Annotated in this window: 19 protein-coding genes; 13 read left to right on the top strand and 6 right to left on the bottom strand. The window is 73.3% G+C overall.

Annotated elements, in window-relative coordinates; genetic code table 11:
- Nucleotides 1–153 precede the first annotated feature (153 nt).
- Together A0J59_RS06760 and A0J59_RS22040 are read right to left on the bottom strand one after the other, a co-directional pair.
- Nucleotides 154–783 (bottom strand): glycosyltransferase, encoded by a 630-nt coding sequence (locus tag A0J59_RS06760; RefSeq protein WP_156532856.1) that lies wholly within the window; start codon nt 781–783, stop codon nt 154–156.
- A 185-nt stretch (nt 784–968) separates the two neighbouring features.
- Nucleotides 969–1,961 (bottom strand): SHOCT domain-containing protein, encoded by a 993-nt coding sequence (locus tag A0J59_RS22040; protein ID WP_220084449.1) that lies wholly within the window; start codon nt 1,959–1,961, stop codon nt 969–971.
- 155 nt (nt 1,962–2,116) lie between these two features.
- Between A0J59_RS22040 and A0J59_RS06750 the strand changes: the two genes are divergently transcribed.
- A complete protein-coding gene (locus tag A0J59_RS06750; protein ID WP_064315649.1) occupies nt 2,117–2,638 on the top strand; it encodes a hypothetical protein in 522 nt (173 codons plus the stop codon).
- A gap of 59 nt (nt 2,639–2,697) precedes the next feature.
- On the opposite strand, the gene A0J59_RS06745 is transcribed toward A0J59_RS06750, so the two are convergent.
- The gene (locus A0J59_RS06745; protein WP_064315638.1) at nt 2,698–3,918 is read right to left on the bottom strand and encodes a trans-acting enoyl reductase family protein; all 1,221 of its coding nucleotides are present in this window, start codon (nt 3,916–3,918) and stop codon (nt 2,698–2,700) included.
- A gap of 668 nt (nt 3,919–4,586) precedes the next feature.
- Between A0J59_RS06745 and A0J59_RS06740 the strand changes: the two genes are divergently transcribed.
- From A0J59_RS06740 to A0J59_RS06710, 7 genes are all read left to right on the top strand, one after another.
- Nucleotides 4,587–4,916: a hypothetical protein gene (locus tag A0J59_RS06740; RefSeq protein ID WP_220084448.1), complete on the top strand. Its 330-nt coding sequence runs from the start codon at nt 4,587–4,589 to the stop codon at nt 4,914–4,916.
- Nucleotides 4,917–4,942: 26 nt separating this feature from the next.
- A complete protein-coding gene (locus A0J59_RS06735; protein ID WP_172820030.1) occupies nt 4,943–7,690 on the top strand; it encodes a VWA domain-containing protein in 2,748 nt (915 codons plus the stop codon).
- A gap of 13 nt (nt 7,691–7,703) precedes the next feature.
- Complete coding sequence (locus A0J59_RS06730) at nt 7,704–11,057, top strand: tubulin-like doman-containing protein (protein ID WP_064315635.1); 3,354 nt, start codon at nt 7,704–7,706, stop codon at nt 11,055–11,057.
- Nucleotides 11,054–13,957 (top strand): hypothetical protein, encoded by a 2,904-nt coding sequence (locus tag A0J59_RS06725; RefSeq protein ID WP_156532852.1) that lies wholly within the window; start codon nt 11,054–11,056, stop codon nt 13,955–13,957. The genes A0J59_RS06730 and A0J59_RS06725 overlap by 4 nt, the downstream gene beginning before the upstream one ends.
- A 37-nt stretch (nt 13,958–13,994) precedes the next feature.
- Nucleotides 13,995–15,260 (top strand): DUF1524 domain-containing protein, encoded by a 1,266-nt coding sequence (locus tag A0J59_RS06720; protein ID WP_064315633.1) that lies wholly within the window; start codon nt 13,995–13,997, stop codon nt 15,258–15,260.
- A gap of 120 nt (nt 15,261–15,380) precedes the next feature.
- Nucleotides 15,381–15,767 (top strand): hypothetical protein, encoded by a 387-nt coding sequence (locus A0J59_RS06715; RefSeq protein WP_064315632.1) that lies wholly within the window; start codon nt 15,381–15,383, stop codon nt 15,765–15,767.
- A 43-nt stretch (nt 15,768–15,810) separates the two neighbouring features.
- Nucleotides 15,811–16,554, top strand: a complete 744-nt coding sequence (locus A0J59_RS06710; RefSeq protein WP_064315631.1) for a VWA domain-containing protein — start codon at nt 15,811–15,813, stop codon at nt 16,552–16,554.
- A gap of 32 nt (nt 16,555–16,586) precedes the next feature.
- On the opposite strand, the gene A0J59_RS06705 is transcribed toward A0J59_RS06710, so the two are convergent.
- Both A0J59_RS06705 and A0J59_RS21805 read right to left on the bottom strand, forming a co-directional pair.
- Nucleotides 16,587–17,474: an HNH endonuclease gene (locus A0J59_RS06705; RefSeq protein ID WP_064315630.1), complete on the bottom strand. Its 888-nt coding sequence runs from the start codon at nt 17,472–17,474 to the stop codon at nt 16,587–16,589.
- 41 nt (nt 17,475–17,515) lie between these two features.
- Nucleotides 17,516–18,844: an FAD-dependent monooxygenase gene (locus tag A0J59_RS21805; protein WP_064315629.1), complete on the bottom strand. Its 1,329-nt coding sequence runs from the start codon at nt 18,842–18,844 to the stop codon at nt 17,516–17,518.
- Between the two features lie 267 nt (nt 18,845–19,111).
- Between A0J59_RS21805 and A0J59_RS06695 the strand changes: the two genes are divergently transcribed.
- The 5 genes from A0J59_RS06695 to A0J59_RS06675 all read left to right on the top strand — a co-directional run bounded on the left by A0J59_RS06695 (nt 19,112) and on the right by A0J59_RS06675 (nt 25,877).
- Nucleotides 19,112–21,289, top strand: a complete 2,178-nt coding sequence (locus A0J59_RS06695; protein ID WP_064315628.1) for a family 43 glycosylhydrolase — start codon at nt 19,112–19,114, stop codon at nt 21,287–21,289.
- Nucleotides 21,290–21,576: 287 nt separating this feature from the next.
- Nucleotides 21,577–22,635, top strand: a complete 1,059-nt coding sequence (locus A0J59_RS06690) for a carbohydrate ABC transporter permease (protein ID WP_369799753.1) — start codon at nt 21,577–21,579, stop codon at nt 22,633–22,635.
- On the top strand, nt 22,632–23,549 hold the full coding sequence (locus A0J59_RS06685) for a carbohydrate ABC transporter permease (RefSeq protein WP_064315627.1): 918 nt from the start codon (nt 22,632–22,634) through the stop codon (nt 23,547–23,549). The genes A0J59_RS06690 and A0J59_RS06685 overlap by 4 nt, the downstream gene beginning before the upstream one ends.
- Nucleotides 23,550–23,703: 154 nt before the next feature.
- On the top strand, nt 23,704–25,095 hold the full coding sequence (locus A0J59_RS06680; protein WP_064315626.1) for an ABC transporter substrate-binding protein: 1,392 nt from the start codon (nt 23,704–23,706) through the stop codon (nt 25,093–25,095).
- Nucleotides 25,092–25,877 carry a glycerophosphodiester phosphodiesterase family protein gene (locus A0J59_RS06675; protein ID WP_064315625.1) on the top strand — a complete coding sequence of 262 codons (786 nt, stop codon included), beginning with the start codon at nt 25,092–25,094 and terminating at the stop codon, nt 25,875–25,877. Before A0J59_RS06680 ends, A0J59_RS06675 begins: the two co-directional genes overlap by 4 nt.
- A 92-nt stretch (nt 25,878–25,969) precedes the next feature.
- Here the strand turns inward: A0J59_RS06675 and A0J59_RS06670 are convergent, their stop codons facing one another.
- Nucleotides 25,970–26,650 (bottom strand): hypothetical protein, encoded by a 681-nt coding sequence (locus tag A0J59_RS06670; RefSeq protein WP_064315624.1) that lies wholly within the window; start codon nt 26,648–26,650, stop codon nt 25,970–25,972.
- Nucleotides 26,651–26,783 lie beyond the last annotated feature (133 nt).

The following is a 26,783-nucleotide window of genomic DNA, read 5'->3' as shown; positions in this document are numbered from 1 at the left end:
CGCGCCCCCCGCCCCCCTCCCGCGCCGAACACGACATGAGGGTCGTTCTGGGCGGCTTAGCGACGCTCATGTCGTGCTCGACGGCGAGTGAGGTCGTGGTCGGAGGGCTGGCTTGAGGCGGCAGGCGGCGGGCGGCCGACGTCGGCGCCCGGGTCAGGCGGGCGCGTCGCCGTAGACCGGGCGCGCGAACGCGAGGACGATCCCCACCCCGCCGCGCTGCGCGAGGCGGGCGCGGTCCTCGGGGTGGTCCAGCAGGTGCCGCAGGACGCGGGCGACCGCCTCGGCGTCCGCGACGTCGACCGTGTCCGGGTCCGGCCCGTTCGCCGGGCGGACCTGGAGCAGGTCCTCGCCCTCGGCGTGCCGGGCCCGCGCGCCGTCGCGCAGCTCGACCCGCAGAGCCGGGCGTCGCTCGCCCTCCAGCACCCGCACCCCCGCGACGTCGTCCCACCGCACGACGACGCGTGCCGGCTCCGGCCCCACGGGCAGCTCGATCTCGTGCGGGCGCAGGACGACCGACTGCTTCGACGGCCCGCGCACGTACATCACCAGCCCGGTGCCGAAGCCGAGGACCATGAAGCAGGAGACCGCCGCCGCGACCCCCTCCTCCTGGAGCAGCAGCCAGACGACGAACCACACCGACCCGCCGAACAGCACGACCAGGATGAGCAGGACGGCCAGGTAGTCGGCGACGGGCGTCAGGCGCTCGCGGCCGCGAACCCCGCCGCGCACCGCGGTCCACACCATGCTCGGCCGATGCGGGGGACGGGGCGGACGGCTGCTCACGGGGACAGTCTGCCGGGCCCCCGGGCCGGTGCCGAACACGACATCGATGTCGTTCTCGGGCTCGGAACGACACGGATGTCGTGCTCGACGGCGGGCGGCGTCGTGGTCGACGGCGCGGCAGGGGTGGGCCCGACGACGCGCGCCCGGCCGACTGGGTGCGCCGCCGACGCCGGGCGTCCGGTCGGTCAGGACGCGCCGAGCAGCATCCGCTTCGCCGCGGCGAACTCGTCGTCGGTCAGGGCACCCGAGGCGTGCAGGCTCGCGAGCTCCGAGAGCGCCGCCGCGATGCCGTGCTGCACGGTGACCTCGGGAGTGCCCCCGCGGCGGGTCGTCCTTGTCGTGGTGGTCGTGGTGGTCGACGACGTCGAGGACGCCGTGCCCGGCGTGGGTGAGCCCCAGACCGGCGCGTCTCCAGGGGTGGTCGGGGTCCCCGTGCTCGCGGAGTCGGCGACCGCGGAATCGGTGACGGACGCATCGGTGACGGTGGCGGACGCGGCGGCCCGTGCGGCATCGTGCAGGGCGCGCGTGCGGTCGCGGCGCGCCTGCACCACGACCCGCTCCCCGGGCAGGCGCCACACGACCACCGGGTCACCGGGCTGCGGGACCTCCGACGGGAGCAGGTTCGTCACCGGCGCGAGGCGCGTGACCGTCGTCGTGAGCGCCCCGTGCCGCACGCGGACCACGCACTGCGCGACCCCGCCCGAGTCCGTGCGGTCGGTGACCGACGCCGTGACGGCCCCTGCCTCGCGGACGGCGGCCTTCCGGTCACGGTGGTACTGGGCGTAGAGCGGGGCGTCGTCGCGCGACCGCCGCAGCGAGCGCGCGTACCCGGCCCAGAGCGGGCCGAGGAACACCCACGGGAAGATCGTCCACACGACGTTCCAGAACCACGGGAAGAAGCCGTCGTGGTCCCACGCGTTGACCGTGACAAGCCAGACGAAGCCGCTGGACAGCAGCACGAGCAGCACGCCGTTGCGGATCTTCCTCCCGACGCTCGACGGCGGGTCCAGGAGGCCGTCGGGCGTGCGCGGCAGGTCGTCGACGGACTCGTCGTTGCCCACCAACCGCAGGATGGCCCTGGGGTCGGCGACCTTGCGCGCGAGAGCGGCGGACGGCGGGAGGGGCGGTTCGTCGTGCCGGGGGTCCGGGAAGGACGCCCCCGTGGTGTGGTCAGACATCATCCCGATCCTACGAGCGACCGCTGTCAGCCTTCCGCCGACCAGGGGGTCGACGATCGTCTGGCGCCGGACAAGCTCGACGACACCCATGGCCGGCGGTCGATGACCGCGTGCTCGGCCTCGAGCACCGTCACGATGCGTGGCAGGGTGGCGGCATGACGACGCTCGCGCAGGTCCGCGCGGCCGCGCTCGCCCTGCCCGAGGTGGCAGAGGACGCGGCCGCCGGGACCGTGTCCTTCGTGGTGCGCGGGCGACGGTTCGCGGCGGTGACGCGGGACGCCGTCGTGCAGCTCCGCCTCGCGGACGACGACGTCGCGCGCGTGCTCGCCGAGCACCTCACCGCGCGCAGGTGGACGCGCGGCGACCATCTGCTCGGCGCGAGCGTGCCGCTCGCCGACCTCGACGGTCAGCAGGCCAACCACTGGGTGCGGCGCGCATGGTTCGCCCGTGCGCCGCAACGGCTCGGGGCTGCTCTCGTCGCCGCGGATTCCGCGGAGCCGGGGTCCGTCGGCGACCTCCCCGCTGCCATCGGCCGCCCGGCGACGCGTGCGCTCGCCGGTGCGGGCATCGTCTCGTTGTCCGACGTCGCGCCGCTCAGTGATCGGGAGCTGCTCGCCCTGCACGGGGTCGGGCCACGTGCCGTACGGATCCTGCGCGAGGTGCTCGCGGCGCGCTGACCGGCCGTGGTGCCTGCGGGAGGGGTCGCGCGTCGCCCTCGGCTGTCCGAGCGCGGGTCTCAGCGAGCGATCGTCACGGTGATGCTTGCCTCGCGGGCTGTCGCGAGCAGCGCGTCGACGCCGAACGCCTGGACCGGGCCGAGCGCTCCGGTGCCGCGGACATCTCCCAGTGCGGCGCGGGCGGCGCCCCACGCGAGGAAGTGCGCAGTGAGGTCGTGGGCGTCGGGTCCGTCGAGCCGGACGCGGCGCAGGACGTCCCCGGACACGCTGCGCGCGACCGCGAGGACGTGGGTGCGTGACGCCGCCCGGGCGGCCGCGTCCGGGCCGCCGCTCGAGCCGGCGCGCGACCGTGCGAACCGGCGCAGCGCGCCGCCCAGCCCGGGGACGCGCAGAGCGCCGGTCGCGATCGCGGTCGCCACGGGCGCGAACCGCACCGCGGGGCTGGTCACGCCCAGCGCGACCTCGACGTCGCGCAGACCAGGCGCGAGAGGCGGCAGCGTGAACGGCTCGGTGCCGCCGGCCGTGATGCCCCGCACGCGGCGCCCCGCGCCGAGGTCGAACGCGACGACGCGAGCCGCGACGCGCTCGGCCCGCAGGTGTCCGTCGCGCCAGGCGTACGAGGGTTCCAGCACGGTCTCGAGCGCGCTCGCGCGGGTCCCGCCGCTCACGCCGCCGCCGGTGGGGAAGTAGCCGATCTCCAGGCGCGCGGCGTCCGCTCCCTCGTCCTGGAGCGCGAGCGCGCCGGCGAGGTTGCCCGGCACCCAGTCGTGGCCGAACGCCGTGAGCAGCGCCGCGCCCGTGCGCCCGGCGCGCGGGCCGAGCTCGTCGAACACGCGCCGGATGAACGCCGGCTCGCCCGTCGAGTCGAGGTAGACGGCGCGCGCGTCGATCGCGGCCTCGACCGCCGGGCCGCCGTGCCGGACGAACGGGCCCACCGTCGAGACGAGCACGTCGCCCGGCTCGATCAGCGCGCGCACGGTCCGCGGGTCGTCGACGTCCGCGACCGCGGTCTCGAGCGGCGGTGGGGCGGGGGAGTCCGACGTCGGACGCCCGGCACCGGGGGTGCCCGTGGGCTCGGCGCGGTGGCGGGGTGCCGCCGACGGTGCGCTCGCGGAAAGGTCGGCGGCGAGCGCGTCCAGGCGGTCCTGGGACCGCCCCGCGAGGACCGGCCGTGCTCCACGCGCCACGAGCTCGTGCGCGACGAGCGTGCCCGTGTAGCCCGTCGCGCCGAGGAGCACGATGCGGCCCGTCGACGTCGGGGAGGTCGGGGCGTCGGTCATGGGGTCGCCTCTCGTCGGAACCAGGGATCTCGCGAGACTACGGAGCGGTGCCGGGGCTCGCGCCTGGGCGGCTCTGTACTGCACATGCCATGGATCAGCTGCGTAGTCTCCTGGCTGCTCTGGACGCTTGCCCGACGACGAGTGGCCAGACGCCCGGCGTCCGGAGGGTCGCTCTACCGGGCTCGTTGGCGTGCTCGGTGTGCCGTCGTGATCGTGACGGAGCTGGTGATCGCCGTCATGGAAGGGAGGTCTCGACGGCGGCGGGCGGGCAACACGTCTGGTGCGCGACGACGGCCAGACGGAGGTCCGCGCGGTGTGTCTCGATTGCGTGCGGCCGAGACAACACGATGGATATCGTCGCCGCCGCCGAGCGGGTCCCAGCCGTCCTCAAGAGGCGCGCTTGCCGTTCGAATGACGGCCCGGAGGTCGTGCAGTGTCTGGAAGCGGGTGAAGTTGTCCTGATTCGCTGAGGTTGCCAGGAGCCAGAACCGATAGGAAATAATCTCAAACTATGATAAATCGGTCAAGGATCCCATTGGGGCTGCAAAGGTTGGCTCAAAGGTCTGTTTGGTTCGCGAAGGGCCGGACTCGTCCTGTCGGGGTGTGAGTCCTATCCTTCAAGGTGTCCGCAGGCAACAGAAGCCGGGCGAGGTAGCAGGGGTGGTGAAATGCGAGCGGTGACGACAATTGTTCGGCCATCCTGGCTGCCCGTCGGCGTGGGCGTCGCGCTGGCGGCCCTATCCATGGTCCTTGCTGTTCTTGCCGGTCAGGCGATCGCGAGCGCCGTGCTCTGGTTCGGGGGAGCGGGCTATCTCTGTGGCGCGCTGGGCACGATCATCTGCGCCTCGTGGTACCGGGCGACGCGCAACCGAGCGCGACAGGATCCGTGGTATCAGCCCCTTCCTGCAGGAGATGTTCTCATTAAAGTCGCCCTCGTGGTCGGGCTGGCGGGCGGCTTGTGGTGCGCATTCCTGGTCGCAACGGAACTCGCCAAATGACGACGTCGGCCAGATGGTGGAGGTCGTTGACCCTCGGGATCGTTGTCGGCCTCATGGGCGTGGCCCAGGCCGCGGCTCTCCCCGCGGCGGAGACGCGTGTCGAGTCGCGCATCACCGGAAGCGCGGGAGACCTCAGCCCCGCAGGGGCGCGGGCGTTCGCCGACGTCGCCCAGTGCGCGGCTGGCGGGGGGACGCTCCTCGCGGCCATCGTGGTCGACGAGTCCGGAAGCCTGAGAGAGACCGACCCGGAGGACCAGCGGGTCGAGGCGATCCGTACCGCGGTCGACTCCCTGGCCGCGCTCGGCGCAGTCGAGGACTCGCTCGTGGTCGAGGCCTCGCTCGCCACGTTCTCCTCGGACTACCAGTCCCTCGTCGGGTGGGGCGCGGTATCGGGACAGCACTATGACGAGCTGATGTCGGCGGCAGGGTCTCTCGCGACCCGCGACGCGGGCGAGTACACGGACTACCGCAGCGCGCTCGTCGGCGCGCGCGCGTCCCTCGACCAGCGCTCCGCCGAGATCGGGGGGCCGACGTGCCGGATTCTTCTGTGGTTCACCGACGGCAAGCTCGACGTGGGCGACCAGACCGACGAGGCGCTTGCTGAACTGTGCTCGCCGTCCGGCATCGTCGACGGGCTCCGCGGCGACGGTATCGCGATCCTTTCGCTCGCTCTCTTCACGGAGGGCGGGGCTGGCACGGTCAGCGACGCCGATCGTGAGCAGCTGCGTGCTGTCGCCGAGGGCACAGGGGCCGGGGTCACTTGCGGAACGGTTCCGCTCCCTGCCGGCTCGGTGGGTGGCGCCTACCTACGCGCGGACCAGCCGGAGGCGCTGAGCAGGCTGTTCGCCAGCGCGAGCGCGCTGATCGAGGGTGGGGCGCCGGGGTTGTCGGTGGTCTGCCCGGACGAGGCGACGTGCGTCGACGGCGTCCTGGAGATCCCGGTCGACGCAGGAGTAGGGGGCTTCCGCGCCGTCGTCGAGGTGGGAGACGGTGCTCGCGGCCCCCAGCTCGTTTCTCCCGACGGCGCAAGTGTCCCGCCGGGCGGAGGACCGTCGGCCGACGGAGCCGACGTCGTCGTGTCGCAGCAGGGCGCGCTACAGCTCTACGACGTCATCTACCCACCCGGGGGCTCGGTAGGGGGGACGTGGCGGCTCGTGAGCGACCCGAGCACGACGACGGTGATCGACCTCTACTACTTCTGGCGCACCCGGCTCGCGCTCGAGGGTGCTGCCCCCACAGACGCCGCACCGGCCGGGACCCTAGTCATCGGCGAAGAGACGACGGTCACCGTCTCGCTCCAGCACTCGGACGGCACCCCTGTCGACACGTCGTCCTTCGCGTCGTTCGACCTCACGGTCCTCGTTGCTGGGGAGCCGGCGCAGCCCACCACGGTCGCACCGGGTAGCTTCGCGGTGTCCGTCGCGCTTCCCGCGGACGGCGCCCCGTCGGAGGTGCAGATCGACGCCGTGGCCTCGGCGACGTCCTCGCCGTCCCGAACCTCGCTCGGTCCGGTGGCGGTGTCGAGCGTCCTGCCGACAGTCCTGCCGCCTTCCTACCCGACGATCGAGCCTTCGCGCGTGGTGCTCGGGCAGCTCGTCGGTGACGAGGCCGCGCACGGTGAGCTCCGGGTCACCGGGAGCGACCGGGGAGACACGAACGCGTGCGTCGGCCCGGCCTCCGTCGCCGGTCCTGAAGCCGCGGGAACGCTGCGGCTCTCGAGCGAGGTGGAGTGCGTCGACGTCCCCGCCGGTCAGACGGTGACGATCGAGCTCGTCGCGTCGGCACAGCACCCGGCGGACGGGAGCCTCACCGGGACGATCCCCGTCACGCTGACCGGCGTGGACGCGGCAGAACCGGTGACCATGGACGTCCCCGTCGAGGCCACCATGGTCCGTCCGGTCGACGAGGGCAAGCGCTGGGGGCTGGCCGCGGTGTTCCTCGTCCTGGCACTGGTGCTCGCCTGGGCGGTCGCGGAGCTCTCCCGACGTAGGTCGGACCGGTTCCACGTCGGCCCGTTCTCGCGCACCACGGCGGTCCCGGTCGTGCTCTCGCGCGACGGTCTTGCCCGCCGTGGCGGCGGTGCGCTGCTCGACCCGGAGAAGGACTTCCGAGGACTGCAGGTCCCGGAGGACCGGAATGTGGCACGACGGTCGCTGGGCGCCGTCGAACTGGGCCGTCGCTTCCCCGTCTTCCCACTGGCGTCCGGCCGGGGCTGGGCGCAGGCCACCGACGGCTCGATCGTTGTCTCCACGAATCGGCGTGCTTCGGTACAGGACGCGGCCGGCCGGCGTGCCCCCGTCGATTTCCCGGGGAACACGGACGGCGTGCTCGTCGTCCATGGCGGCACGGGCGACGAGACTGCCACCGGAGGGTCCTGGGACGCGACTCTCGTCCTCCTCGACGACGCGAGGAACGGCGACGTCGCGCTCGCGGACCGATGGCGGACGCGGCTGTCGGACGTGAACTGGGAGTCCGTCGTCGACGCCGTGGAGGCAGCCGTCGCTGCACGGGAGGCCGCGGCGCGCACCGCCACCGAGCGTTCCGCGCGGACGCGATCCACTAGCGCCGAAGGCTCCGTCGAGACCGCGTTCGAGGAGCAGGCGTCTCCCGAGCGTCGGCCGCGCTCGATCTTCGACGACCCGGCCGGCCCGGCCGAGACCGGCGGGCCACGACCCCCGTCGCTCTTCGAGGACGACGGCCGAGGTACGGCTCCTCCGCCGTCGCGCACCGCAGACCCCGACCACCGACGACCCCCGTCGATCTTCGACGACTGACGAAGGATTGAAGATGCTTCGACCGTTCCTCCTCATCGGCGTCGGCGGCTCCGGCGGCAAGACGCTGCGCGTGGTCCGCGACGATCTCGAGCGCCGGCTCGCCCAGGCAGGGTGGGGCAGCCCTTTCCCGAAGGCTTGGCAGTTCGTCCACGTCGACGTGCCGACCCACGCCGACGGCAACGACCCTGACCTCCCGCCGCAGCTTCCAGAGCGCGACTACCAGGGCCTCGTGGCGAACGGCGTCGACTACCGGACGATCGACGCGGCGCTCATGGGCGGCGGCGCGGGCCTGCGAGACGTCGTCGCCTCGTGGCGGCCGGACCCCAACAAGGTGGCGATCCCGGCCAGCAAGGGCGCGGGCCAGTACCGGGCGCTCGGGCGGATCATCACCGTCGCGGGCCTCGCCCGGGTGCGCGAGGCAGTGCAGGCGGCCCGCCGCGCCATGACCGGGGCCGAGATCGTCGGCGAGCTCCAGGCTCTGACCGGCCTGCTCGGCGGCAAGCCCGCCGCGAGCCCGCCGGAGCCCACCGTCATCGTCGTGTCGTCGATCGCCGGCGGCTCGGGCGCCGGGGCGGTCATCGACGTGTGCGACGTCGTCCGCTCGCTGGGTGACAAGTGGGCGGACCAGATCGTCGGGCTCCTCTACGCACCCGACGTCTTCGACTACCTCCCCGAGGAGAGCCGCCGCGGCGTGCGCCCCAACTCTCTCGCGACCCTCGCGGAGATTCTCAGCGGCTACTGGAACTCGGACGGGGCGAGCGAGGAGACGACCGCGCTGTTCGCCCGCTACGGGGTCCAGCTCGGGGCCATGCGGCGCTCGGGCCCCCGGTACCCGTTCCTCGTCGGGAGCCGGAACAACTCGGTGACGTACGCGACCCAGAACGACATCTACCGGGCGCTCGGTCGGTCGGTCGCGTCGTGGGTGGCGAGCTCCGGGCTCCAGGACAAGCTCTCGGCGTACGTGCACGGCAACTGGTCCCAGGTCGCGGCGTCGGTCCCCGACCGCCTTCCCCTCAAGACGCGCGAGGCGGAGACGCCGTTCACGGCCCTCGGGTCCGCCCGTGTGGGGCTGGGCCGGGACCGCTTCCGCGACTACGCGTCCGAGCACCTGGCCCGGACCGCGATGCTGCGGCTCCTGCGGCGTCACGAGGAGCTGCGCGCCCCTGGCGACGACCGCACCGAGAAGCAGCTCGTGCTGGACACGGCGAACAGCGTGTTCGGAGGGTTCCTCCGCCAGTCCCGGCTCGACGAGCGCGGCGAGGAACACAACGACGTCATCGACGCGCTCCGCCCCGAGCGGCAGAACGACGAGGCGAAGGCGCTCGTCTCCCAGATCCTCGGGCGCATCGAGCAGGACCTCCCGCCGAAGGGTGAGGCACCGGCGCGGGTGGCGACGCGGGTCGTCAACGCGATCAACGACCGGAGCGCGGCCTACCTCGACGCGCAGCGCACGGCTCGCACCGAGCGGGCGCGGCGGTGGGTCGGCAAGATCCAGGAGCACGTCACGACCTTCGTCGCACGCCAGGTCGTGCTGCACGGCGCTCCCGTCACCGAGCAGCTCGTGCGCAAGCTCGAGACGGAGCTTCGCCAGGTCCGGGACGAGCTGCGCTCTGAGGCGGCGCTGTACCGTCGCTGGGCCGCGTCCCTCTCGGAGGAGGTGCAGAAGGCGTTCGGCGACGGTGAGGCGACCGTTGTCCTCGCCCAGACGCCGACGCTGCGCACCGCCGTCCAGAACGGCGTGCAGACGCTCGTCTACGTCTCCGAGGCCGAGGTCCGCGAGCTCGCGGCCGGGCTCGTCGTCGATCTCGCGGAGTCGGTGCTCGACCCGCTGGCGACCGCCGTCCAGCACGCGTACCAGCGCGGTTCCCAGGAGTGGTCGCAGGGCGGGGACCAGCAGCAGTCGATCGCCTCGAGCTGGCCCGAAGGCGACGTGATCCCGGTGCGCCTGCGTCCCGCGCCGAACGAGTTCCTGCTCGAGCCGGTCGACGAGTACCCGTCGATCCTGGCGGACCTCGTGCGCCGGTCGGTGACGACGTCGGACGAGACCGGTCATCGTCGCGAGGCCGACATGCAGGTGCTGCTCGGGCAGGAGGAGATCGAGGGGACGCGGCAGGCGCTCATCCGTCGCACGACCTCGTGGGTGCCCAACGACCCGAGCGTGAACCCGTCGGCGACCGCCGCCCCGTCCCGTGCGTCGTTCGCGGTGGCGGCGTCGCCCGACGACGTGCTCGCCCGTGCCGGGGAGTGGCTCACGCGCGACGGCACGGCGGTGGGCCGGTACATGTCCGAGGGGCTGCGCGACTTCCTCGACGCGAAGAACGTGTCGCCGGCCGAGCACGACCGCCGGCTCCAGCGTTTCGAGGGCCAGCTCATCGCCGCCCTGAACGCTGCCGAGCCGCTGGTGAGCATCAACGCCTCGGTCCTCGTCCAGGTGCACGGCCGTCAGGAGCCGCGCTACGCGACGTCCTTCTCCGAGATCCCGCTCCCGGACAAGTCCGCGGCGCGGGCGACGTTCCGGCGCGTGCTGGAGGCACGCGGGCAGTGGTCCGAGGAGATCGCCACGTCGTTCGGCGACAGCGCCTCCGGGTTCGTCGACGTCTTCACGGTGCTGGGCGAGCCCTACGAGCCGGTCGTGTTCGACTCGCTCATGCGGCCCATCGCGCAGGAGTGGGGCGCGCGGAACAATCAGCCCGACTCCCGGGCGGAGTTCTGGCGCTGGCGTCGCGCACGTCCCGTCACGGAGTTCGTGCCGATGTCCCCGAGCGTGCTCGACTCCATGGTCCGCGGGTGGTTCGTCGCCGGCGCGCTGGGTCACCTCCAGATGACCGACACGTCGGTGTCCGTCTTCGTGCCGCACGAGGCGGGTGCGGGTGGTCGGTACGCCGCGTTCCCGACGCCGATGCTCGAGAGCGTCCCTACGCAGGGTCCCGAGGCGATCGCCGCGGTGCTCGAGTCGGTGGTCCTCGCGATGGTCCAGGTGAACGCGGACGAGTCGATGGCGGCGATGGAGCCGTACCAGCGGCTGCGCCTGCTCGGCCAGTTCAGCAGCGGGAGCGACACGGCCGACGAGTCGGGACCGAGCGCCGAGCTGACGAAGTTCGTCCTGGACGGCGTGAACCGGAACACGGACCGCATCGCGGTGCCGGAGGACTGGAAGGCGCGGCGCGACGACGTCGAGGCCCGGTTCCGCCGGATCGCGCAGCAGTACGAGGCGCACTTCGCCAAGCTCGACCAGCGGCCCGACGCCGTGGACATGCCCCGGACCTACGACCTCCGGGCGCAGATCCTGTCCGCTCTCGGGGAGCTCAGCCGAGCGGTTGAGGGGCTCGAGCCCCTCGCGCAGGACGGCGGGACGATGTGGACATGAGCGACCTCGCGGTCTTCGTGGTGAACGACGGCGACCGGGGCCTCGCCGTCCGGGAGCTCGTGACGGCCTGGGCACGTGCGGGCCTGGTCGGACCGTCGGTCTGGGTGACGCCGTCGGGGGTGACGACGGCGGAGCACGGACCGCCGGTGGTCCGCGCCGAGCGGGTCACGTCCGAGGGCGTCGAGGAGGGCGACCTCTTCCACATGGTCGGGCTCCGCCGGCTGTCCACGGTGCGCGTGGTCGTCGGGCAGCTCGTGGACGTGGCCGACACCGAGCACGCGGACGTGGTCGAGGCCGGGCGGCTTGTCGCCGAGCAGATCCGCACGACCCTGCCGCGCTCGAACGACGACGCCTCGGCACGGGACACGGTGCTCTTCCGCGCGAACCTGATCATCCCGGTCAGTGGGGCGCACGGCCTGACGTCGAGCGCCCTGCTCGCCGGATGGGACGTCAACGCCGTCGTCTCGGCCGAGGACCGTCCGGACATCGACCGCGCGAGCGTCTTCGTGCGCTCGCCGGGGAACTTCGACGGTCACGCCGCCATGGTGCTCGCCGCCACCGGCGGGGTGGTCGACGGCGTCCCGGTCGGTGCGCTCGACGACGCCGCGGCGGACTCGACCACGCACGCGGGCGACCTCGTGGTACTGCGGGTGTCGCTGCGCGCGGTCGTGGGGGAGGACGTCATCCGCAAGCTCACCGGAGCGGCGGTGAGCGGCGTGCGGGGCGAGCTCAACGGACCCGCGACTTACCTCGCGTGGGGGCGGACGGCCGTCGAACCGGTCCGGTTGGCGCAGCGCGCGACCGACCATCTCCTGGAGCACGGCGACTGGAAGCCGCGTCCGGCGCCCGTGCAGCCGGCACCGCGCCGCGCGAGCCGTCGCTTCGGGGACGTGCTCCGCGAGGCCGTCCGGTTCAACGCCTCGACCACCGGGTCGGTGCTGCGGTGGGTCGTCGGACGCGGCAAGGAGCGCGTCGAGCACTCGGCGACCGGTGCGATCGTCGGTCACGACGGCGACACCCTCGTGCATCTCGGTGCGCAGCCCCCGGAGGTGCTCAAGGAGGCGGCCAGCGGGTGGATCGCACGCGAGAGCTCCGAGGCGCAGCGGGCCGCGGCCGACCGCGAGGTCGAGGCGACGGCCGTCCCGTCGCCGACGACCTGGGCCGACCTCCGTCGGTTCGTCTTCGCCCTGAACGACGGCGCGGACCTTCCCGAGGGCTTCGAGGAGCCGACGTACGCGGGCGTCCGAGAGCTCCTGCCGGCGGACCACGTGGCGCCCCGGCCCGCGACCCTCAGGACCCAGGGCGGCGCGGAGCTCCGGTCCGACGACCCCGTGGCGGTCCGCACGGCCGTCCTCGAGCTGGGGCGTTCGATCTCGCAGCAGCAGGAGCTCGTCCAGGACCTGCGCCGGCAGCTCGCCGAGGAGGAGGCGGCCGCGTCCCTCGCCTCGAACGGCGAGGAGGCCCCGAAGGCGCCCGCGGCGGCGACGGACCCGCCGTCCCCGCTCCGCCGCCGGATCGAGAAGCAGGAGAAGCGCCTCGCGGATCTGCAGGCGGAGCGCTCCACGGTCCAGCGCTTCCTCGACACGGCTTCGGTCGCCGTGACGTGGCGGCTCGCCGACGACGTCGGACGGCGCACGTTCGCGCTGCGTGCGCGTCATCGCGCCACCATCGAGCAGCAGCCCGTCGCGCCCCCGCACGAGGAGCTCGTCGCCGCCCAGCGTTCCCTGGTGCGGTGGTGGCGCGTCACGCCGCTCGTCTGGTTCGTGATCGCCGGTCTCGCATACGTGCTCCTGGATCAGCAGGACGCGAGCGTCGCGGAGCGGATCCTCTGGCTCGTCGGGCTGACCCTGGTCGCGGCCGTGCTGCTCGTCTGGGCGAACCACCGGTTCTACAAGGCGGTGCGGCGCTACGAGTGGAGCGTCCAGGTGCTCATCGCGCTGCGCAAGTCCGAGCTCGACGAGTACGTGTACACGGCACAGGAGGCGGCACGGCTCGACCTGCTCTACAAGGGGCTGCGCTCGTGGTCGCGGATCGTCGCCCACGTGCTGCACGAGCAGTGGGTCGACGTGACGACGGACGACGACGGCCTCTCGGAGTCCGTCATCGACGCGTTCCCTGCGGCGATGGGCGTCGCCCGTCCCGTCCGGGGCGAGGAGGCCTTCCCGCAGGCCACGCTGGTCGCCGCCATCCGAGCCCTTCATCCCCGCGGGTGGAACACGGCGCGGTTCGACCTTGCTTACGCCGAGTTCTCCCGCGTGACCCCGCTGGACGAGAGCGGCGGCTACCTCGCAGTCGACCTTGACACTCTGGACAGCCCTCTGAGCCCGCGAAGCCTCCTCGAGGACTTCTGGACCAGCCACCGGGCCGCCGAGGTCGTCACGGAGAACGCCACACAGATCCTCGAGGAGCGCGTCGACGAGGACTCGATCCACCTCCCGGTCCGCACCGTCGTCCGGATCGGCGCCTACTCCGACGGCGAGAGCGTGAGCGAGCCTGCCTTCTTCCGGCCGACCGCCCAGGACGCGACGTCCTTCGTCAACGACATGTTCACCGCCGCGGGCCTTCAGGGCACGGCGCACTACACGCGGCGCTCGCGGGCGTGGATCCCGCGCGTCGCCGGCGTGAGCCGCGGCGTGGCCGGGTCCGACCGGATCCGCATCGACGAGGCGAGCGGGAGCTGCGCCGTGCGGGTGGACCTGTCGCGGACCGTGGGGACCGGCGACCTCACCCTCTTCGCCGGCTCGTCGGCCAAGAAGCCCTCCCCGGGTACGCCGGACGACGACGCAGCGGAGCACGGCGCGTCGCGAGGGGCCGTCTCGGGTGTGAGCACGGACGAGACCGTGTGGGCGCGGGAACGTGCGGCGGCGACGACGCAGGGCGACGTCACGGAATGGGTCTAGACGCACTCTGGGCGACGCCGCAGCCCGCCCGCACGCCATGACGTCCTCACGTCGGAGGTCCCGCCGACCGAGCTTCTGGGTCGGGCTGGTCGGCCTCGCCGTCGCGGCGTTGCTCGGCGTGACGAGTGGCCTCGCGGGCGCGGTCGCGTTCGCGGCGCTGTACGTGGCCGTGTGCGCCCTGTGGGCACTCGTCACCCGCCGTGCCTGGTGGGGCCCGACGAGCCGCCCGATCGCCGGCGTGGTGGCGGGAGCGGCGCTGGTGCTCGTGGTCGGTGCCGCGCTCGCCGACGGTGCGGTGCGGGGCGAAGGCGGTGTGGAGGTGGGGTCGCACCGGCCAGCGCCCTCCGCGGAGGACACCGCCCCCGAACCCGTCGCACCCGAACCGGTCGCCCCGAGCCCCGCACCGTCGTCAGCGGACCCCACACCGACGCCGGAGGAGACCCTCGAGGCGGAGCCCGGAACGGCGCTCGCCGCCGTCGCACGGCTCGAGGTCAAGGGTCGCGCTCCGCGGACGGGCTACGAGCGGGAGCACTTCGGGCAGCGCTGGGCCGACGTCGACCGCAACGGATGCGACCAGCGCAACGACGTCCTGCGCCGCGACCTCAACGACGTCGTCGTCGACGACGGCACCGGCGGCTGCGTCGTGCGCTCGGGCACGCTCGCGGAGCCGTACTCGGGGACGGTGGTCGCGTTCGAGCGCGGCGACGACACGTCGGCGCTCGTGCAGATCGACCACGTCGTCGCGCTCGCGGACGCCTGGCAGAAGGGCGCGCAGCAGTGGGACGCGACGACCCGCGAGGCGTTCGGGAACGACCCGCTCAACCTGCTCGCCGTGGACGGCGCGTTGAACACCCAGAAGGGTGCGGGCGACACCGCGACCTGGCTCCCGCCGAACACGGCGTTCCGGTGCGAGTACGTCGCGAGGCAGGTCGGGGTCAAGGTGGCGTACGGCCTGTGGGTCACACAGGCGGAGAAGGACGCGATGATCCGCGTCCTGGGCGAGTGTCCTGACGAGCCGCTGCCGACCGGGGACCTGGTGCCTCCGCCGGGGACGGACGGGACCGGCGCCGAGGCCGCGCGCACGTCCGGCGGGCATCCGGCGCAGGAGTCCGACGCCGCCGTCGTGGGCCCGGAGGTTGGCGGAGGAGAGCCGGGTTGTCCCGTGAAGGGGAACCACTCGTCGTCGGGCGAGCTCATCTACCACGTCCCGAGCGGCCGGTACTACGACGTGACGAAGCCGGAGGACTGCTTCCAGACCGAGGAGGAGGCCCGCGCCGCTGGTTACCGCCGATCGAAGCAGTAGCCGCGCGCGCCGGCACGTGCGGCGACACCGGCTCGATCGTCGCTGCATCCGAGCGCGCACGGGTGAAAAGAGGCGTGCGCCTATTGCGTCTGTGCAGTTACTGCACGTAGAGTCGATGGCATGACCACGTACCCGTCGCGACCCCTCCGACCTCGACTCGACGCCGCACGTTCGGCGCTCGACGAGGCGCGCGGCGCGGAGCCCGGGGCCGCCGTCGAGCCGCTCGCCCGCGCCCGGGCCCTGCTCGACGTCGCGCTCGACGAGGCGATGGCGGAGGCGCTGCTCGCGGGTTCGTCGATGCGGTCCGTCGCCGAGGCAGCGGGTGTCGCCCCGAACACCGTGCCTCCGCGCCTTGCGCGGACCCCGGCGCTCGCGGGCTACTCCGGTCCCGACGGCCGCGTCTCCGCCGAGGGCGTCACGCGCGCCCGCTACGACCGCGAGCGGGGAACCCCGCCGCCCGAGCCGACGACCGCCGTCGAACCGCTGAGGTTCCGCCGCCGCACCTGACCTGCCACGCCGTCCGCCCAGCAGCACGACGAAGGGAACCGCCATGCCCGACCAGACCCTCACTCACCTCGCCATGCTGCTCGACCGGTCCGGGTCCATGCAGACCATCAAGCAGGCCACCGAGCAGGGCTTCGACCTGTTCCTCACCGAGCAGCGCGAGGCGCCCGGCCGCTGCACGGTCACGCTCGCGCAGTTCGACAACGAGTACGAGGAGGTCTACACCGACCTCGACGTGCGCGAGGTCCCGCCGCTCGACCTGCGACCGCGCGGCATGACGGCGCTGCTCGACTCTATCGGGCGGCTCGTCCAGACGACCGCGCTGCGCATCGCCCAGCTCCCCGAGGACCAGCGGCCCGGCGCCGTGATCGTCGGGATCATGACCGACGGCCTCGAGAACGCCTCCAAGGAGTACACGCACGCCGCGATCAAGGCGCTCGTCACCGAGCGCGAGGAGCAGTTCGGCTGGACGTTCCTCTACATGGGCGCCAACCAGGACGCGATCGAGGTCGGCGCGTCGCTCGGCGTGAAGCGCGAGCGGTCGCTCACGTACGACACGGCCAACGTCGACCAGGCGTACGCCGCGACCTCGCGCAGCATGGCCGGGATGCGCACGGCCATGGCCGCGGGCGCGCCGCCCGCTGCGGCGCGCGACCAGCACGCCGTGTACACGGAGGCGGACCGAGCCGCGGCCGGTGGCTCAGAGCCGCGCCCTCGACCCAGCACGCAGTCTCGCGGTGCAGGTGGCCCCGCGGTGGAGGCATCCGGCGCTCACCAGGCCCGGCCGTAGTCCGAGTACCGCTGCGGACTGCGCCGGGCGCGCTACGCGCGGCCGAAGTGCTCGAAGCGCCAGGCGAGCAGCTCCCGGTCGGGGCGGTCCGAGCGTCGGCGCGGGACGCTGAGCTGCCGGCCGTGCATCTCCTGGAGGCCGTGCTTGAGCATCGGGCCGTCGATCTCCTCCAGGAGCTTCATCGCGATGCGGACCTCGTAGTCCGGGGTGAGGCCCAGCATGTTCTGGTCGTACGCGGCGTGGTGGATCTTGCACAGCGCCAGACCGTTGTTCACGGTCGGCACCCCGCGCTCGTCGCTGTCCGGGACGATGTGCGCGGCGTCGAGGAGAGCGCCGTGCCTGAGCTCGCAGATCGCGCACCGCGTCTCGTACGCGACGAGGACGCGCGTCCGGAACGCCGGCTGGTGCAGTCGTTGCTTGGCGAGCCGCCGTGCGTACTCGCGCTGCGGTGTCGTGAGATGAGCCGGGTCGGGGATGAACCGGAACGCCTCGTCGAGCGCGATGAGGAACTGACCGTTCTCCGGCTCGTCGTCCACGACGAACACCGGGGCGACGGGTGTGTAGATGTTCGGGACCTCTTTGCGGAAGAGGATGAGCGGCATCCCGCTCGTCATCGCCTCGCGCAGCTTCCGGTTGTCCCCACTCCAGGGGTCGCCGGAGCGGTACGCGTAGTGGAGGAGCCCGTCCTCGGACTCGGTGTCGTCGTAGGGTCCGCTCGCTGAGGTCACGATGGAGAGCGTCGACGAGAAGGGTCGAGGGTTGCGGATCCCGCGGGAGTAGTCGATGACCGGGAGCTTCTGGCCGTCGATGTGGAAGTCGAGCAGCTGGTCTCGATGGAGGAAACCACCGTTAGCCTCAGCCTGGTCCTTCACCCACTGGATGATGCGCACGCGGAGCGCGGCTTCGACGGCGGAGTCCATGCGCGGAGCTCACCAGATGTGGGGCTCTCGTTCAAGCGTCGTCACCGAACGCCTGCAACCGTGGCAGTTTCCGGTGGCCGCCAGCCGAGCACGCCGCGCAGCGCCCACGAGCCGAGCGCGGCGCTCCATGGCCCGGCGAGGCGAGCGCCGAGGTCGCGGGCCGTCGTCGCGACGGGTGAGACGACGCGCGACATCCCGGCCATCTGTTCCGACATCCGCATCACCTTCACGACACGCGGCCGCCGCTCGTCCGACCACCGGCGCAAGAGCTCCGGCACGGCCGCGACGTTCGTACCGCCCGTGCGCACGCCGAGCACGACGGCGTCCTCGAGCGCCTGGCACCCGCCCTGCCCGACGTTCGGCAGCATCGCGTGCGCCGCGTCTCCGACGAGCGCGACGCGTCCGGTCACGAGCGACGCCGGCGGAGCAGGGAGCTGCCGCAGCTCGTGACACAGCACGTGGGCGGGGTCGACAGACGCGAGCAGTTCGGGGATCGGCGCGTGCCAGTCGGCGAGCCGCTCGCGCAGCTCGTCGAACGACGCGGGCACGCCGGCGGCGTCGGCGACGGACACGTAGGAGTACACGCGGCCGTCGGCGAGCGGCACGATCCCGACGACGATCCCACGCCCCCAGGTCTCGCCCCCGACGGGACCGTCGGGCTCGTCGGGCGGCGCCTCTGCGACGAGCCGCCACGCGGTCGAGCCGCCCGAGACAGGCCCGGGCGCGTCCGGCCACCAGCCTTGCCGGGTGGGCGAGTCGATGCCGTCCGCCGCGACGACGAGCGCGGCCTCGATCTCCTCGTCGTTCCCGGACGCGTCGCCTACCACGCCTCTTCCGGCGGCCGGACGGTCGCCGTCGGACGGCTCCTCGGCGTCCGCTCCCGACCCGCGACCGTGCGCTGGGGTCCGTGGCCCGCTGGCCTCGGGCCCGCCGCCGGTGCGCACCCGCACGCGCGCGGGCCGCCCCGCGTCGCCGGGGTCCACGACGGCGGCGTCGACGCCGAGCCGGAGCGCGCCGTCGGGCAGGGCGTCGGCGAGCATGCCGACGAGCTGGGCGCGGTGGAGCACGAGGGTCTGGTCGCCGAACCGCTCGCTCGCGGCGGACGCGTTCCCGCGGACGAGCCAGCGGCCGTCGGGGCGGCGCAGGCCGACCTCGCCCTGGAGCGCCGAGAGGTCGCGGAGCCGGTCGCCGAGCCCGAGTGCGCCGAGCGCACGCACCGCGTTGGGAGCGACGGCGATCCCCGCGCCGACCGGTTCGAGCGACGGCGCGCGTTCCAGCACCGTGACGTCCCACTCGGCCCGCGCGAGCGCGACGCCCGACGCGAGCCCTCCGATCCCGCCGCCCACGACGACGGCCCGCGCCGTCCTCATCGCACGTCCCCGATCACGGTCGTGACGCTACGGCAGCGCCGCGGTCTCCGCGTCCCCCGAGCGGGGGATCGCCGCGCGGTCTGCCGCCGACCCGGCGCCGTCAACTTCCCGCCGCACGGCCTCCCACCGCACGACCTCGCGCACGAGCACCGAGATGTTGAGTATTGCGGGAAGTTGTTGACTTGTGTGGATCGGCCCGGGACACTCGAAACCCCGAGGTCGACGCCGTCCCGGGTTCTTGCCCCCTCACCGTCGAGAGGACACCCCATGAAGTTCCCCCTGTCCCGCGCGCGCTCGCGTGCCACCGCTGTCACGAGTGCGCTGGTCGCGCTCGGGCTGGCGGTGTCGGGCGCGGCCGCCGCCAATGCGGCGCCGGCCCCGGCGAGCGTGCCGGCTGCGGCAACCGCCGTGGCCGAGCCGACGATCTCCCCGGTCGTCGACGCCAACTTCCCCGACCCCGACATCCTGCTCGTCGACGGCGTCTACCACGCCTACGCGACGAACCATCAGGGCCAGAACGTGCAGCACCGCACGTCGACGGACCTCGTCACGTGGAGCGCGCCCGCCGACGTCGCGCCCGACCTCGGCGCCTGGGTCAGCGAGTCGTGCACGTTCGCGCCGGGCGGTGCGACCGACCGCTGCGTGTGGGCCCCGGAGGTCTCGGCGGTCGAGGGCGGCTACGCCCTGTACTACACGGCGCGCGACGCGACGTCGCCGCGCCAGTGCCTCGGCGTCGCGCTGTCCGACACCCCGGACGGCCCGTTCGTCCCCGTCGGCGACGACCCGATCGTCTGCCCCAACGGCGAGGCCGGCACGGAGGACCTCGGCGGCGCGATCGACGCCGCGACGTTCGTCGACGGCGACCAGCTCTACCTGCTGTGGAAGGCCGACGGGAACTGCTGCACGGGCAAGACGGCGATCATCTTCGCCCAGCCGCTCTCGCCCGACGGCGCGACGCTCACCGGCCCGCCCGTCGAGCTCATCCGCGTGGACAAGGCCTACGAGGGCCGCGTGGTCGAGGGCCCGACGCTCCTGAAGCGCGACGGCACGTACTACCTCTTCTACTCGGCGAACGACTTCGGCGGGGGCGGCTACCGCACGTCGTACGCCACGGCGTCGAGCCTGGCCGGCCCGTGGACCAAGGCGACGACCGAACTGCTGACGAGCGACCGCTTCCAGGGCGACGTGCGCGGCCCGGGCGGGCAGGACATCGTGACCGCGCCGGACGGCTCCCACGCGATCGTCTTCCACGGCTGGAACGAGGCGTTCACCTATCGCGCGATGTACGTCGCGGACCTCGAGTGGACCGCCGACGGCGTCCCGTTCGTCCCGCAGGCGTCCGACCGCTACCAGGCCGAGGACGGCGTCGTCACGAACGCGCGCGTCGTGGCCGACGGCGGGGCGTCGGGCGGCGCGAAGGTCGGCGGCCTGGACTTCGCGGACTCGTCCGTGACGGTCGAGGTGCACGCCGACGAGGCCGGCCCGGCCCTGCTGGGCATCCGGTTCGCCAACGGGTCGTTCGACGGCTCGACGCGCGTGCCGTCGACCGGGACGCTGGCCGTCAACGGCGAGGTCGCGAAGACTGTCGTCTTCCCGCACACGACGTGGGGCAACTGGCAGACGTCCGAGCACCTCGTGGACCTGGCCGCAGGTACCAACACGATCACCCTCACGCGCGCGACGTTCTTCACCGAGCTCGACGCGTTCGACGTCTACCCGGCGACGCGCGACCCGCGCCCGTCGGCCCCGCCCGTCATCCCGTCCGACGCGACGCGGTACGAGTTCGAGGACGGCGTCATCACGCGCGGTTCCGTCGGGAATGCCGCGGGGGCGTCGGGCGGCCAGAAGGTCGGCGGGCTCGACTTCCTCGACAGCTCGGTCGCGCTCCAGGTCCACGCCGACGAGGCAGGCCCGTACACGCTCGGGGTCCGGTTCGCGAACGGCTCCGAGCGCGGCGGCTACACGCTCGCCTCGACGAGCACCGTCACGGTGAACGGCGCAGACGCGGGCGTCGTCACGTTCCCGCACACCACGTGGGGCAACTGGCAGTCGGTCACCCACGAGGTCGAGCTCCAGCAGGGCTGGAACACCGTCGCCCTGACCAAGCTCACCTGGTACACCGAGCTCGACGCGCTCGACGTCTTCCCCGCCGAGGTGCCGCCCGTCGACCCGCACGTCACCGTCACCGCGCAGCCTCGCTGCCTCAGCGGCACGCCGTACCTCGCCCTGCGCGCGACGAACGACGGCGACGAGACCGTCGCCATCGCGCTCCGGACGGCGTTCGGCGAGCGGTCCTTCGCCCAGGTTGACCCGGGCAAGAACGCCTACCAGTCGTTCAAGGCGCGCGGCGCTCTCGACGCGGGCGAGGCGCTCGTCGTCGTCACCGACGTCTCGGGCGCGACGACGGAGGTGACGGCCGCGTACGACGCGCTCACCTGCGCGTAGCGCACCCCAGCGACGCCCGCGGTACCGCTCGGCCGACGAGCGGCGCCGCGGGCGTCGTCGTGCCGCGAGGCCGTCAGGGCTCAGGGTGTCCGGCACGTTGCCGCTCCACAGGCCCAGGTGGCACTCCGGGCACGACGCGGTGAACGTTGCCCGAAGCCTCTTTCTGCACTCGGACATTCGGGGATCAAACCGGCGTGGCCGCTTCCTATGCTCGCCGTGGCCGCCCACCCGCAGGACGGGTGCCGCGCCGGCCGTGACCACCTCCCTCGTCCGAGCGGATCTGTCCTGTGACCACCGTCTTCACCCCGGCCGCCCCGGGTTCCCCCGGCGCGCCCCGCGCGTCCTCGTCGGCCGCCGCGGCCGACCCCGCCGCCGTACGACCCGGCGGCGCCGACGCACCGACCGGCTCTCCGCCGTCGGGCCCCGCCGACCGCGAGGTCCAGACGCTGCACCGCAGCCGCCTGGGCGCGCGCCGCCGTCGGCGGAACCTGCTGTGGGCGCTGCTGCTCGCGGGACCGAACGTCCTGCTGCTCCTGGTCTTCGTCTACCGGCCGCTGCTGCAGAGCTTCTACCTCTCGACGCTCCAGTGGAACCTCGGGTCGCCGGTCGCGCGGCCGGTCGGGCTGGGCAACTACGTCGAGTGGTTCACCGCCCCGACGACGGGCCGCATCGTCACGACGACGCTCGTGTTCACGCTCGCCACGGTCGGCGGCGCGATGGTCCTCGGCCTGGGGCTGGCGCTGCTGCTCAACCGCAAGCTCCGCGGCCGCGGCGTCGCCCGGACCGTCGCGTTCGCGCCGTACGTGCTGTCGGGCTTCGCGGTCGGGATCCTGTGGCTGTTCATGTTCGACCCGCGCTACGGGCTGGTCCAGGAGCTGCTCGGCTGGGTCGGCGTCGCGTCGCCGCAGTGGTACACGCAGCGCCCGTGGCCGCTCGTGATGATCGTCGTGGTCTACCTGTGGAAGAACCTCGGGTACGTCGCCCTCATCTACCTGGCGGGCCTCCAGTCCGTCCCGCAGGACCTGAAGGATGCGGCCGCGCTCGACGGTGCGTCGTCGGCCCGGACGCTGCGCTCGATCGTGCTGCCGCTGCTCACCCCGACGACGTTCTTCCTCGTCGTGACGATGCTCCTCGCGTCGCTCCAGTCCTTCGACATCATCAAGGCGATGACGCAGGGCGGCCCGCTCGGCTCGACGACGACTCTCATGTACTCGATCTACGAGGAGAGCTTCGTCAACGGGCGCGCCGGGTACGCGTCGGCGGTCGCCACGGTCCTCTTCCTCGTGCTGCTCGCGGTGACCGCGGTGCAGATGCGGTTCGTCCAGCGGAAGGTCCACTACGCATGAGCGCCGTCGCGCCCACCACGACCGGGCGCCCCGAGACCGCGCCCGCCACGCCCGCCGCGCTCGCGCCGCGCGCACCCCGCACCCCGCGGGCCCGACGCCGGGCCCTCCAGCCGGGCGGGTGCCTCGCCCTGGTCCTCGCGACTGTCGTGCTCGGCGCGCCGCTCCTGTGGATGGTGCTCGCGAGCATGAAGACGCCCGCCGAGCTGTACACCGTCCCGCTGCAGTGGCTCCCGGGCAGCCTCAACCTCGACAACTACGCCCAGGCGGCGGACTCGATCCCGCTCGGGCGGCTGCTCGCCAACAGCGTCGGGATCACGGTCGTGGGCGCGGGCCTCAAGGTCGCGCTCGGCCTGACGTGCGCGTACGCGCTCGTGTTCCTCGACTTCCCGTTCAAGAAGGTCGTGTTCGGCCTCGTCATCGCGACGCTCATGATCCCGCCGCAGATCACGATCATCCCCAACTACACGCTCGTCGCGAGCCTGGGGTGGCTCAACACCTACCAGGGCATCCTCGTCCCCGGCCTGGCGAGCGCGTTCGGGACGTTCCTGTTCCGGCAGCACTTCCTCACGCTGCCGCGCTCGATCCTCGAGGCCGCCGAGCTCGACGGCGCGGGCCACTGGCGCAAGCTCTGGCGGTTCGTCGTGCCGATGAGCACGCCGACGCTCGCGGCGGTCGCGCTCGTGTCCGTCGTGACGGAGTGGAACGACTACCTCTGGCCGTTCCTCGTCATCGACCGCCCCGACAAGATGACCCTCCCCGTCAGCCTCACGCTGCTCCAGAACACCGACGGCATGACGAACTGGGGCGTGCTGCTCGCCGCGACGGTCGTCGTGACCCTGCCGATCCTCGTCGTCTTCCTCGTCCTCCAGCGCCGTCTCGTCGCGGGCCTCACGGCCGGCGCCGTCACCGGTTGACCCGCCCCGCGCCGTCGTGCCCGACGACGGCGCCCACCCGGGGCGGGCCGCGCACCTGCGTGCCTGCCCCACCCCCGAGCTCCCCGGTCCGCGCGCAGCGGCCCGGGTTCCCCGAAGCGCACCGAGACCCGGTGCACGACCTGAAGGAGCACCTGTGTCCCACCGCACCGCACCCGTCGGCCGGCCCGCGCGCCGCCGTCGGGCCCGCGCCGCAGCCACCGCCCTCACGGCGGTCACCGCCCTCGCGCTCACCGCGTGCGCCGGCCCGAGCGTGGCCGGGGCCGACGGCGCCGGCACCGGGGGCGACGACGCGGCGGCCGAGGCCGTCGACTGGTCCGCCGTCGAGCCCGCGTCCGAGATCACGTGGTGGAGCAACCACCCCGGCACGTCCCAGGAGATCGAGCAGGAGCTCATCGACCGGTTCGAGGAGGAGTCCGGCATCACGGTCAACCTCGTGACCGCGGGCGCCAACTACGACGAGGTCGCGCAGCGCTTCCAGGCCGCGTCGCAGACCGACGAGCTGCCCGACGTCGTCATCGCGTCCGACGTGTGGTGGTTCCGCTACCACCTCAACGACCAGATCCTGCCGCTCGACGACGTGCTCGAGTTCGTCGACGCCGACGCGGACGACTTCCAGCCCGCGCTCTACGCGGACTACGAGTACGACGACCAGCACTGGGCCGTGCCCTACGCGCGCTCGACGCCGCTCTTCTACTACAACAAGGACCTGTGGGCGGCGGCCGGCCTGCCCGACCGCGGGCCGGAGACGTGGGCGGAGCTCGAGGAGTGGGACGCGTCCCTCAAGCCGCTCGTCCCGTCGGGCGGCTCGACGCTCGGCCTGTCCACCGGGCCGTCGTGGGGCGCGTGGTGGTTCGAGAACATGATCTGGGGCCAGGGCGGCGCGTACTCCGACGGGTTCGACCTCACGCTCGACTCCGAGGAGTCGGTCGCGGGCGGCCAGTTCCTGCACGACCTCTTCCACGAGAAGGGCGTCGCGACGCTCTCCGCGGACGACGCGATGGTCGACTTCTCGTCGGGTCTCATCGCCTCGACCATCGGCTCGACGGGCTCGCTCAAGGGCGCGCTCGACGCGGCGTCGTTCGAGGTCGGCACGGCCTACCTGCCCGACGGCCCGGCCGGCGGCGGCACCCCCACCGGCGGGACCGGTCTCGCGATCCCGTCGTCGAAGTCGCCCGAGCAGCAGCTCGCCGCGGCGATGTTCCTCGCGTTCCTCACGAACACCGAGAACACCGCGTACTTCTCGCAGAACACCGGGTACATGCCGGTGCGCACGTCGGCCGTCGAGTCCGACACGATGAAGGCCATCTACGAGACGACGCCGCAGTTCCGCACCGCCGTCGACCAGCTCGCCGACAAGGCGCGCATCCAGGACGACGTCCGCGTGTTCGTCCCCGGCGCCGACGCGCTGCTCAACGAGGCGATCGAGCAGATCGTCATCGAGGGCGTCGACCCGGCGACCGCGTTCGAGTCCGTCACGCCGCGCATCGAGACCGCGTACACCGAGAACGTGGAGCCGTACCTGTGACGGCGACGGCCCTCGCGTCCTCGAGCGCTGCCTCCGGCCGGGTCGCTCGGCCGCGCGTGATCGCGCACCGCGGCAACAGCTCGGTCGCACCGCAGAACACGCTCGCCGCGTTCGAGGCGGCGTGGCGGGCCGGCGCGCACAGCATCGAGATCGACGTGCAGCTCACGGCCGACGGCGAGCCCGTGGTCATCCACGACGACACCGTGGACGCGACGACGTCCGGCAGCGGCACGGTCGCGCGGCTCGACCGCGCGGCGATCCGGGCGCTCGACGCGGGGTCGTGGTTCTCCCCGGCGTTCGGCGGCCAGCGCGTGCCGACGTTCGCGGAGGTGGTGGACCTCCTCGTGCGCCGCCCGGGCACGGACCTGCTCCTCGAGCTCAAGGGGTCGTGGACGGTCGAGCAGGTGCGGCGCGTCACCGGGCCGATCCGGTTCGCGGGCATCGCCGACCGGGTCGTGGCGCAGAGCTTCTGGCCCGAGACGGTCGCGGCGCTGCGCGAGGCCGACCCGGGCCTGCGCCGCGGGCTGCTCGTCGCGTCGCTCGACGACGACGTGCTCGCGCGGTGCGCCGAGCTCGACGTCGTGACGTGCAACCCGATGGGCCTGCTCCTCCTCGAGGACCCGGGGCTCGTGCAGCGCGTGCACGACGCCGGACTCGAGGTCGCGGTGTGGACGCTCAACGAGCCCGCGCACTGGGCGGCCGCCGTCGAGCTCGGCGTGGACGCGATCATCACCGACCGCCCGGACCGCCTCGCGGGCTGGCTCTCGGCCCGCCCGGTCTGAGCGGTGGCCGCCCCGCCGAACCCGGGGTCCCTCCTCGCGCCGCGTGCTGCGTGGGGAGGAATCCCGGGTTCGGCGTCTCGTGCGGTGCCAGGTCACTGCACGACGATCGTCGTGACGACGTCGGTCACGCTCGGTCGGCGCGGCGTCGACCCGAAGCCGAACCGGACGGGCGGGTCGACGTCGCGCAGGTCGCCGAGCGGCCCGCCGTCCCAGGTCGACTCCGCCGCGACGAGCGCGTGGACGTCGGTCGCGCCGTAGTGCTCGACGCGTCCCGGCCCGGCGCTGCCGCGCGTCCGGACTCCGCGCAGCAGCACGCGCGCGACCGGGTCGGTGACGGCGGTCAGGTGCCGCGACGTCGCGACGCGGCGGGGCACCGCGCGCAGCACGTGCCCCAACGACGTCCGGGGCCCGACGGCGAGCCGCGCCTCGAGCGGCCCGGCCACCACGTGCCAGTCCGGCAGGCGGCCGCGGCCTGCCGCTGCTTCCGCCACGTTCCCGGGACCGGCGGCGAGCGCGGCGTCGGCCGCGTCGGTCGGCTCGCCCGTCACGGCGACCGGCGTCAGGACGACGCGGTCGAAGCGGTAGGTCGACGCGACGAGGTCCGCGACCTGCGGCGACGGCGCGAGCAGGAGGCGCTCGCCGTCGGGGCGCTCGACCATGACGTCGGCGAGCGCGCCGAACGGCGACGCGTCCCAGCGCCCGACGACGACGCGCGTCCCCGATTCCGTGCCCCACCCCGCGATGCGGCCGCGGAACCGCAGGACGCTCGACATCCCGGCAGCGTAGGTCCGCCACCCCGGGCACGCTCTCGCTCGGACGCGGGGCCGCGCACCTCTGCCTTTCCCACCGTGCTGCCTTCCAGCCCGTCACCGACCGGGCCCCGCTCGGCGCGCGAGCCCCCGCGCG

The organism is Cellulosimicrobium sp. I38E (assembly GCF_001647255.1).
GTDB lineage: Bacteria > Actinomycetota > Actinomycetes > Actinomycetales > Cellulomonadaceae > Cellulosimicrobium > Cellulosimicrobium cellulans_E.
Note: the sequence above shows the minus strand (reverse complement) of the source record. Positions and strands in the feature narration are given on the sequence as shown.

What these genes read in the sequence shown, in the direction of transcription:
- A0J59_RS22040 (WP_220084449.1), bottom strand. Translation starts at nt 1,961, where the DNA reads ATGTCTGACCACACCACGGGGGCGTCCTTCCCGGACCCCCGGCACGAC.
- A0J59_RS06750 (WP_064315649.1), top strand. Translation starts at nt 2,117, where the DNA reads ATGACGACGCTCGCGCAGGTCCGCGCGGCCGCGCTCGCCCTGCCCGAG.
- A0J59_RS06745 (WP_064315638.1), bottom strand. Translation starts at nt 3,918, where the DNA reads ATGACCGACGCCCCGACCTCCCCGACGTCGACGGGCCGCATCGTGCTC.
- A0J59_RS06740 (WP_220084448.1), top strand. Translation starts at nt 4,587, where the DNA reads ATGCGAGCGGTGACGACAATTGTTCGGCCATCCTGGCTGCCCGTCGGC.
- A0J59_RS06730 (WP_064315635.1), top strand. Translation starts at nt 7,704, where the DNA reads ATGCTTCGACCGTTCCTCCTCATCGGCGTCGGCGGCTCCGGCGGCAAG.
- A0J59_RS06725 (WP_156532852.1), top strand. Translation starts at nt 11,054, where the DNA reads ATGAGCGACCTCGCGGTCTTCGTGGTGAACGACGGCGACCGGGGCCTC.
- A0J59_RS06720 (WP_064315633.1), top strand. Translation starts at nt 13,995, where the DNA reads ATGACGTCCTCACGTCGGAGGTCCCGCCGACCGAGCTTCTGGGTCGGG.
- A0J59_RS06715 (WP_064315632.1), top strand. Translation starts at nt 15,381, where the DNA reads ATGACCACGTACCCGTCGCGACCCCTCCGACCTCGACTCGACGCCGCA.
- A0J59_RS06710 (WP_064315631.1), top strand. Translation starts at nt 15,811, where the DNA reads ATGCCCGACCAGACCCTCACTCACCTCGCCATGCTGCTCGACCGGTCC.
- A0J59_RS06705 (WP_064315630.1), bottom strand. Translation starts at nt 17,474, where the DNA reads ATGGACTCCGCCGTCGAAGCCGCGCTCCGCGTGCGCATCATCCAGTGG.
- A0J59_RS21805 (WP_064315629.1), bottom strand. Translation starts at nt 18,844, where the DNA reads ATGAGGACGGCGCGGGCCGTCGTCGTGGGCGGCGGGATCGGAGGGCTC.
- A0J59_RS06695 (WP_064315628.1), top strand. Translation starts at nt 19,112, where the DNA reads ATGAAGTTCCCCCTGTCCCGCGCGCGCTCGCGTGCCACCGCTGTCACG.
- A0J59_RS06685 (WP_064315627.1), top strand. Translation starts at nt 22,632, where the DNA reads ATGAGCGCCGTCGCGCCCACCACGACCGGGCGCCCCGAGACCGCGCCC.
- A0J59_RS06670 (WP_064315624.1), bottom strand. Translation starts at nt 26,650, where the DNA reads ATGTCGAGCGTCCTGCGGTTCCGCGGCCGCATCGCGGGGTGGGGCACG.